Here is a 4701-nt window from a genome sequence, read left to right as displayed (position 1 = left end):
GTCTTGAGAACTGCCGAAAGGCGGGTAGCCGCGGTGGGGAAATGACCCTTTCAAGAGGAGATTAACAAGGCTAACCCGACACTTCTAAAAAGCCCAACCCCCGACATCTGAATCTGGCCTCGACATCGACAAAGAAGAATATTTGTGTAGGCCCCAAGTAGTAATGTCGTACTTGAGCCAGATAGAAGTGTCGCAGTCGAGGCTCATTGGACCATGCTCAAGCTCCGTCGTTGATGGCTGGAGTCGCTCATGGACCGCACTGGGATGATTACCATGAGTATGGGTGAGCTCGATCGACTGAAGGCGATCCAGGCGGTCAGGCGGTCGCCGAGGGTCTGCTGATGCCATGGCGTGTCGCTGAACGCCTAGGCATCAGCCGGCGTCAAGTTGAGCGGCTGACGACCGGTATCGAAGCCAGGATGTGGCTGGTTTAGCAAGGATGACCACGGTGCGCAGCGAGCGACGCTGCCCCTATCCCGATTCAGTCGTTCCTTGCCACGACTTTTCCTCTGGCCACTACCAGCTTTCGCTTTGGCCGCTCGACCACAGCTTGCGCCGTTGTCTCGGCGCTTACCAGCACCAGATCGGCGCGCGCGCCTTCGTGCAGTCCGTAGTTCTCGAATCCGCAAGCTTTCGCGCCTTGTGTGCTGACGCAATCGAACGCAAGTTGCAGGTCATCGTCGCGTCGCAAGTCGTATCGCATGCCCAGGTGCATCGCGCGCTCGAGCATGTCGGGGGTGCCATACGGAGACCACATGTCACGCATTCCATCGTTTCCGGCAAACAGCGTGACGCCCGCATCCCGGCAGGCGTGCCATGGCGGCACCTCCACCGAGGACGGTGCCGTGGTGAGCACCGACACTCCCAGCTTGGCAGTCCTCGACAACAACGCATCGCGTTCGCGCTCAGCCAGCATCCCAAGACAAAACGCATGGCTGACCACCACGCGGCCTTGCAGCCCCAAGGCTTGCACGCGATCAAGTAGCAAGCCGAAGGTGAACGCACCGATCTCGCCCGGTTCGTGGAGATGGATATCGATCGGTTTTTGGTGGCGATCGGCGGTGGCAAACGTGAAATCGAGCGATGCGACCGGGTTCTGGTCAATCAGCGATGGATCGAGCGCGCCGAGGACATCGGCGCCGTCTTGCAACGCTTCATTCAACAACTCGCGTGTGCCGGGACGGCGCAGCACGCCAGATTGCGGGAAGGCGACAATCTGGATTTCCATCACGTCCTTCAGCGCCTCGCGCGTCTCGATCACGCCGTGCAAATGCCTCAGGCCCGCGTCTGTGTCGATGTCGACGTGCGTCCTCAGTCGCGTCGTTCCGAGCGCGAGAAACGCGCGGGCGAGCGCAAGCGACTGTTTGGCGGCATCGTGCTGCGTGGCTGCGCGCCATGTCCGCTCGTTTTCGATGCGGTCCACCAGCGTCGGGCCCACGTCGTTTCGGACCCATGGCATGCCCCAGTTCGTCTTGTCGAGATGCGTATGGCCTTCCACCAAGCCCGGCAGCACGAGTGCGCCCTCACCGTCTTCATGCGCGGCATGCGGGTCACGTTCGAGGTTTGTACCGATCTTCTCTATCAGACCGTTGGCAATGGCGATGTCAACCCGTTTCCCGTCGCGTTGCCGCACGTTCGTGATCAGCAGGTTCTTGTTAATAAGACCTCCTTGCTCAGCGGACTTCGAAAATACCATCCACTTCCACCGTTGCGCCTGCCGGTAGCGTCGCCACGCCAACCGCAGTGCGCGCATGGCGGCCGCATTCCCCGAACACCGCGAACATCAGGTCCGAAGCGCCGTTGATGACTTTGGGGACGTCGGGATAGCCTGGCGTGCAATAAACAAATCCGCCCAACCGATGGCAACTCACCACGCGGTCGAGATCGCCATCGAGTGCCAGGTGAAGCGACGCCAGCAGATTCAGCGCGCATATCTGTGCGGCTTTTTGAGCGGCCTCAAGATTGTGTTTCTCGCCAACAGGTCCAGCGTAGCGGACGTCGCCTTCCCACTCGCAAATCTGGCCGGCGAGAAAGATCAGCGAGCCAGTGCGAGAATACGGTTTGAAGGCGCCGCGCGGAACGGGCACTTTCGGGAGAACTAGACCAAGCGCTTCAAGACGTTTTGCCGGTGAATCGTTCGCGGTCATGGCCTTATCTCCTCATGAGCCACAACTCGCGTTGTGGCTTTCAAGATTGTGGCATAGCACGACATCCGTCGCGAGGGCATTGTCCTATTGTTCGGATGGTCGCGCAAACCGTCTGATGAGCGGACGTTCCCTACCGCAGCTTGATGCGATTGAAGAACCGCTCGACCAGGTTGCGTGTGCGGGGTATTGTCAACTTGCCGAGAGTGAGACGGCGCGAAGGCAGGTCTGACGACTGGTCAAAAAATAGTTGACGGATTTTAGGCGTGTTCAGTGAACTCGCACCATGCGACGAACCATACTGCAGCCATTTATTTGTACGCGTGACCAAATCGGGCCTCGATTTCGGTATCGAGCGGCGCTGTCTAAAATCCTTTCAACTTTTATAGTTAGCATTACACATTAATAGACGTTAAATGTATTTATGTAAAATTATAAAGGAAACCTTAGTATTGGAATTTAGGTTGAAGTTGGTTTGCACAATTCTGTTCCTGCGCGTCATCACGCAATACACGCTTCGCCCACGGACCGGGAACTTGCGCACGGCATCGGGGTATGCCACAGGCGGGGTAGATCGCGGGCTAGGTCGAGATGGCAACCAAACGGCTCGCCTTTCGCGCGACATTTGCGCCACAGGCGGAAAAAGCTAGTTCGATCTGGATTCTGTCACTTGGGTTGATGGGAACACGGCGGTCCTGAAACCGTGAACTGAAACGGCCAATCCCCGGGCGCCCGGACGGTTGGCAAGCGACAGTAGCGCACAATGGCGGCTCGCAACACGCGACGCAATCGCAAGTCCGAGTCCGCTGCCCTGCCCCTGCGCGCCCGCGCCCCGATAGAACCGGTCGCATGCGCGTTCGAGCACATCGGGCGGAATACCCGGCCCGTCGTCGAGCACCGTCAAGGCAATGCTGCCTTCTTCGCGGCGCAGTATTACGTCCACCTGGCCGCTGTGAGGCGTGTTGCGAATGGCGTTGTCGAGCAGGTTGTTAAGCAGTACCGCGAGCCGATGCGCGTCCCCGAGTATTGTGTAAGCGTCAACTGGGTCCATGGGATGCTCGAGTTCGAGCCCGAGATCGATCGCTTTGGCCTCGGCCAGCATCGAGAAGTCGCCGACGCAGCGCTCACCTAAATTGCGCAGGCTCATGGGTGCAAGCGATGTCTCCCGCTCGACGTCCTCTCGCGTCATTGTCAGTAACTGTTGCGCCAGGTGGATGATGCGATTGACGCGTCCCTCGATCCGCTCGACCGTATTGCCTTCGCCTTGAAGCGAGTCGTTGCGCACGGCGGCCTGCACCTGTAACTTAAGCGCAGCAAGCGGCGTGCGCAACTCATGTGCGGCATCGGCCACAAACGTGCGCTGCGTCTGAGAGGCCGCGTTCAGGCGCACCAGCAGGTCATTGAGCGCGTCGACGAGCGGCCGCATTTCCAATGGCACGGGACGATCGATCCGCATTGGGTCGAGCGACTCGGTTGACCGGCTGGCAAGCGAACGCGATAGCCAGCCGATTGGCGCGAGTCCTCGGGCGACCACAAGCAGCACGAGCCCAATCGTGATGGGAACCAGCAGCGCAAGCGGCCAGAGTGTTCGCAGCGCTAGTTTCAGCGCAGGTTCCTCGCGCACGGAGTAAGGCTGTGCAACCCGAACGAAGCGCTCGGGCTGCACAATCCCGAATACCGGCCAGCGATAACCTTCCCGGTCGATCAAACGAAACCCGTCACCAAGGCGCGGAAACGGCGGTTCTTTGAGCGAGTGGTAAATGAGCTGCCCCGTCCTGTCCCAGATGTCGACCACGAGTCGATCGTCGGCGATTCCCTTGAAGTCGTGACTACGTCGCTCCGCTGTATCAGCAGTGGCGATATTCATTGGCAGCGACAACGCAACGGTGCGTAACTCGTAGTCGAACAGTTCGCCTGCCTCTTCGCGCGCCGTGTGAAAGATGCCGTACCCCGCGAGGAGGCAGGCCGTCGCTAGCCCGAAGATCAGCCACCCCGCAGCCATCGACGAATCGACGTCATGTGAGTCCTTTGAGGCGATAGCCGACACCGCGCACAGTCACGATTTCTTGCGCGCCAAGCTTGCGCCGTATGCTATGCACATAGACTTCGATAGTATTACTGCCCACTTCCTCACCCCAGCCGTACAACTTATCCTCGAGTTCCGCACGCCGGAACACGCGCGCCGGTTCCTCGATCAACGCCTGGAGCAACGCGAACTCGCGCGGCACCAGATTGAGCGGCACGCCGCTTTTCGTGGCCTCGTGCGCCGCCGGGTCGAGCGTCAGTTCCGCATGCGTATAGATCAAATGCTTCTGCCCTGTCCGACGCCTGAGCAAAACGCGCACGCGGGCCGCCAGTTCGTCGAGATCGAAGGGTTTCATCAGGTAGTCGTCCGCGCCGGCATCAAGGCCGCGAACGCGCTCGTCCACCGCATCGCGGGCCGTCAGGATCATCACGGGTGCCGCGCCACCCGCGCGCCGGTACGCGTCGAGGACATCAATTCCGTCGCGCTTGGGCAGGCCGAGATCGAGTAGTACGAGGTCGTAGACCCCGTTAT

Annotated in this window: 3 protein-coding genes and 1 pseudogene; all 4 read right to left on the bottom strand. The window is 59.8% G+C overall.

Annotation, left to right across the window (positions count from 1 at the left end; translation table 11 throughout):
* Positions 1-481 precede the first annotated feature (481 nt).
* Positions 482-1696 (bottom strand): amidohydrolase family protein, encoded by a 1215-nt coding sequence (locus tag WCA53_RS22765; protein ID WP_423915816.1) that lies wholly within the window; start codon positions 1694-1696, stop codon positions 482-484.
* On the bottom strand, positions 1674-2147 hold the full coding sequence (locus WCA53_RS22760) for a RidA family protein (protein WP_423915814.1): 474 nt from the start codon (positions 2145-2147) through the stop codon (positions 1674-1676). Before WCA53_RS22760 ends, WCA53_RS22765 begins: the two co-directional genes overlap by 23 nt.
* Before the next feature lie 643 nt (positions 2148-2790).
* Positions 2791-4163: pseudogene (locus WCA53_RS22755) on the bottom strand (ATP-binding protein).
* Positions 4160-4701, bottom strand: a 542-nt coding sequence (locus WCA53_RS22750; RefSeq protein WP_423915812.1) for a winged helix-turn-helix domain-containing protein, incomplete at its 5' end; no start/stop codon positions are given. The gene WCA53_RS22750 and the pseudogene WCA53_RS22755, both read right to left, overlap by 4 nt.

Source organism: Caballeronia sp. (genome assembly GCF_049581465.1).
Classification (GTDB): domain Bacteria; phylum Pseudomonadota; class Gammaproteobacteria; order Burkholderiales; family Burkholderiaceae; genus Caballeronia.
This window is presented reverse-complemented; position numbering and strand designations above follow the sequence as displayed.